The sequence below is a fragment of the Catellatospora sp. NPDC049609 genome (genome assembly GCF_040675365.1).
Taxonomy (GTDB): Bacteria; Actinomycetota; Actinomycetes; order Mycobacteriales; family Micromonosporaceae; genus Catellatospora.
Window position 1 is genome coordinate 1 of the sequence record NZ_JBFAOU010000367.1, and the last position, 3,327, is coordinate 3,327.

General features: G+C 71.8%; 3 protein-coding genes. 1 reads left to right on the forward strand and 2 read right to left on the reverse strand.

Going from position 1 to position 3,327, the window contains the following annotated elements; genetic code table 11:
* Positions 1-169 precede the first annotated feature (169 nt).
* Both AB0J67_RS40075 and glyA read right to left on the reverse strand, forming a co-directional pair.
* Entirely contained in the window at positions 170-1,192 is a 1,023-nt protein-coding gene (locus AB0J67_RS40075; RefSeq protein WP_363490886.1) for a LacI family DNA-binding transcriptional regulator, read from the reverse strand.
* An 82-nt stretch (positions 1,193-1,274) separates the two neighbouring features.
* Positions 1,275-2,540 (reverse strand): serine hydroxymethyltransferase, encoded by a 1,266-nt coding sequence (gene glyA, locus AB0J67_RS40080; protein WP_363490888.1) that lies wholly within the window; start codon positions 2,538-2,540, stop codon positions 1,275-1,277.
* A 145-nt stretch (positions 2,541-2,685) separates the two neighbouring features.
* On the opposite strand from glyA, the gene AB0J67_RS40085 reads away from it, so the two are divergent.
* Positions 2,686-3,327, forward strand: a 642-nt coding sequence (locus AB0J67_RS40085; RefSeq protein WP_363490890.1) for a thioredoxin family protein, incomplete at its 3' end; no start/stop codon positions are given.

Below are 3,327 nucleotides of genomic sequence, written 5' to 3' on the forward strand. Positions count from 1 at the left end.
TCCCAAAAACCGCCACCCCCCCCGCGCCGGTGCCCCCGGGCCCCCCAAGATCGCTGTTTCCGGTCAGAACCCTTGGTCAGACCACAGGTTCTGACCGGAAACAGCGATCTTCCCGCGCCGCGCCGCCCCGGCCCGCCCCGGCCCGCGCCGCCCCGCCCCGCGCCGTCGGTCAGGGGAGGGTGGCGGGGGGTGCGGTGCTGCCGCGGGGGATGAGCTGGGGGGTCATGTCCTGGAAGCTGCGGGTCTCGGCGCCGTCGAGGATCTTCAGTAGCTGCTCGGCGGCGTGGCCGCCGTACGCGGCGATGTCGCGGCTGACGGCGGACAGCTGCGGGTGCAGCAGCTGGCACAGCGGGGAGTCGTCCCAGGCCACGATGGACAGCTGCTGTGGCACGGCGATGCCCATCTCGTGCGCGACACCGAGGCCCGCCACGGCCATGGTGTCGTTGTCGTAGACGATCGCGGTGGGGGAGGGCCGCCGGGACAGCAGCGCCCGGGTCGCGCGGGCGCCCTCCTCGCCGGTGTAGTCGGTGTAGACCGTGGTCACGTCGGTCAGCCCGACGCGGTCGGCGGCGTCGGCGACGGCCTGCCCGCGCACCGAGGTGTGCCACAGGTCGGCCAGGCCCGCGACGCGGGCGACGCGCCGGTGCCCGAGCGCGGCGAGGTACTCCACGACTGCCGTGGTGACGGCGACCTCGTCGCTCCACACGCCGGGCAGGCTGCCCAGCCCGTGCGGGCCGCCGATGACCACGCACGGCATGTTCAGCTCCTCCAGCAGCGCCACCCGGGGGTCGTCGCGGCGCAGGTCGACGACGATGACGCCGTCCACGCGGCGCTGCGCCCACCAGCGCCGGTAGGTCGCCATCTCGCGCTCGCGGTCCTCGGTGACCTGGAGCAGGAGGCTGACGTCGCGGGCGGACAGGGTGGCCTCGATGCCCGAGATGAGCTGCATGAAGAACGACTCGATGCCCAGCGTGCGGGCGGGCCGGTCGACGATCATGCCGAGCACGCCGGTGCGCCCGTCGGACAGGGCGCGGGCCGCGCTGCTCGGGTGCCAGCCGAACTGCTCGGCGACGGCGAGGATGCGCCGGCGGGTCTCCTCGGACACGCCCGGCCGGCCGTTCAGGGCGTACGAGACGGCGCCCTTGGACACCCCGGCTGCTCGGGCGATGTCGGCGATGGTTACCCGCTTCATATGAGCTCCAGCTGCCATTTGAATGATCGAAGCTCCTTCCGTGCTGAACAGTTCAGCACGAAAGGAGCTCCGATCACAGGTCTCAGTCGGTGTATCCCGGCATCGGGAAGGCCTTCAGCAGGTCGCGCACCTCGCCCGCGATCTGCTCGACGGCGGCCGTGTCGTCCTTGACCGCGGCGGTGACGGCGTCGTCGATCCACCCGGCGACCTGCGCCATGTGCTGCTCGGTCAGGCCGCGGGTGGTCAGCGCGGCGGTGCCCAGGCGGATGCCGGACGGGCTCCACGGCTTGCGCGGGTCGTAGGGCACCGTGTTGAAGTTCAGCTCGATGCCGGCGGCGTCCAGGACCTTGGCGGCCGGCTTGCCCTCGACGCCCTTGTTGGTCAGGTCGATGAGCAGCAGGTGGTTGTCGGTGCCGCCGGAGACCAGGTCGAAGCCCCGCTCGTTGAGCGCCGCGGCGAGCGCCTTGGCGTTCGTGACGACCTGGTGGGCGTACGCGGTGAAGGTCGGCTGCGCCGCCTCGTGCAGCGCCACGGCGATGCCCGCGGTGGTGTGGTTGTGCGGGCCGCCCTGCAGGCCGGGGAAGACCGCCTTGTCGATCGCGGTGGCGTGCTCGGCACTCGCCATGATCATGGCGCCGCGCGGGCCGCGCAGGGTCTTGTGCGTGGTCGTGGTGATGACGTCGGCGTGGCCGACCGGCGACGGGTGCGCCCCGCCCGCGATCAGGCCGGCGATGTGCGCGATGTCGGCGACCAGGATCGCGTCCACCTCGCGCGCGATCGCGGCGAAGGCGGGGAAGTCGATGGTGCGCGGGATGGCCGTACCCCCGCAGAAGATCATCTTGGGCCGCTCCGCCAGGGCGATGTCCCGCACCAGATCCATGTCGATGCGCCCGGTGTCGCGCCCCACGCTGTAGTGCACCGGCCGGAACCACTTGCCGGTAGCCGACACCGGCGAGCCGTGCGTGAGGTGCCCGCCCTGCGCCAGCTCCAAGGACAGGAACGTGTCCCCGGGCGACATGAAGGCCAGGTAGACCGCGAGATTCGCGGGCGAGCCCGAGTACGTCTGCACGTTGGCGTGCGCCGTGCCGAACAGCGCCTTGGCCCGCTCGATCGCCAGCGTCTCGATCTGGTCGCAGAACTGCTGCCCCTCGTAGTACCGCTTACCCGGATACCCCTCGGAGTACTTGTTGTTCAGCACCGTCCCGCAGGCTTCGAGCACCGCCGTCGACACGTAGTTCTCCGACGCGATCATCCGCAGCTTGTCGTGCTGGCGGCGGGCCTCGCCCTCGATCAGCGCGGCCAGCGTCGGATCGGCGGCGGTCAGATGCGGCAGTTTCGGCTCGTGCATACGCGCCATCCTATGCCCGCCATGATCGCCCCCCACCCTCACCCCACGCTGAGTTGATCATGAACTTGCGGACGTGTGCGGCGGCGTGTCGCGACCCCGGCGCCGTGATCACCGGAACGGACCGGGGGACGGGAGAATGGGTGGCATGGCTGTCAATTCGTTCATGGTGGAGCTGGGTACGCCCGCGCCGGAGTTCGCGCTGCCGGACGTGGTCACCGGGGACACCGCCTCGCTCAAGGACTTCGCGGACGCGCCCGCGCTGCTGGTGGCGTTCCTGTCCAACCACTGCCCGTACGTGCGGCACATCGAGTCGGTGTTCGGGGAGCTGACCGCGCGGTACGCCGAGCGCGGGCTGGCCGTGGTGGCGATCAGCGCCAACGAGACCGGCAACTACCCCGACGACGCGCCCGAGCACCTCGCCGGGCAGGCCGGGCGGGCCGGGTTCGGCTTCCCGTACCTGCACGACGCCGACCAGCGGGTCGCGCTGGCGTACCGGGCCGCCTGCACCCCGGACCTGTTCCTCTACGACGCGCAGCGCCGGCTGGCCTACCGCGGGCAGTTCGACGACGCGCGCCCGCGCAACGACGTGCCGGTCACCGGGGCGACGCTGGCCGCCGCCCTCGACCTGGTCCTGGCCGGGCAGCCCGTGCCCGAGCCGCACTTCCCCAGCGTCGGCTGCTCCATCAAGTGGCTGCCCGGCAACGCGCCAGATCTCCGTGACCGTGCTCGACCAGCTCCCGGTGTCGCGCGACGCGCAGATCACGGTCAAGGAGCTCGCGGTCAAGCC